The sequence below is a fragment of the Acinetobacter sp. NIOH-H-8 genome (assembly GCF_046635365.1).
Taxonomy (GTDB): domain Bacteria; phylum Pseudomonadota; class Gammaproteobacteria; order Pseudomonadales; family Moraxellaceae; genus Acinetobacter.
This window is the reverse complement of the sequence record NZ_JBHDVN010000312.1, coordinates 1-402: the sequence shown is the minus strand read 5'-3', so window position 1 is coordinate 402 and position 402 is coordinate 1. Positions and strand designations below refer to the sequence as shown.

The 402-nt window shown below is 41.0% G+C and carries 1 protein-coding gene; it reads left to right on the top strand.

Going from position 1 to position 402, the window contains the following annotated elements; all coding sequences use genetic code 11:
* On the top strand, window positions 1-402 hold a 402-nt coding region (locus ACEWB7_RS18400), incomplete at both ends, for a fimbria/pilus outer membrane usher protein (protein WP_411581149.1).

Here is a 402-nt window from a genome sequence, read left to right as displayed (position 1 = left end):
GTCAACAGGCACCAATTTTACTGTCGCCGGTTACCGTTATTCGACCAAAGATTACTACGCTCTTGAGGATGTGCTGGATACCTATAGCGATAATAGTCACTATGATCATGTCCGCAATCGCACCGACCTGTCGTTGTCGCAAGACATTATCTACGGTTCCATTTCACTCACTTTATATAATGAAGATTACTGGAATGACACTCATACCACATCATTAGGTATTGGCTATAACAACACATGGCATAACGTAAGCTATGGCATTAACTATTCTTATACGCTGAACGCCGATAATACTCAGGATGAAGACGACGATACGGAAGACAGTAATGACCAGCAAATTTCAATCAATATTAGTATTCCGTTAGATGCCTTTATGCCGTCAACGTATGCCACCTACAATAT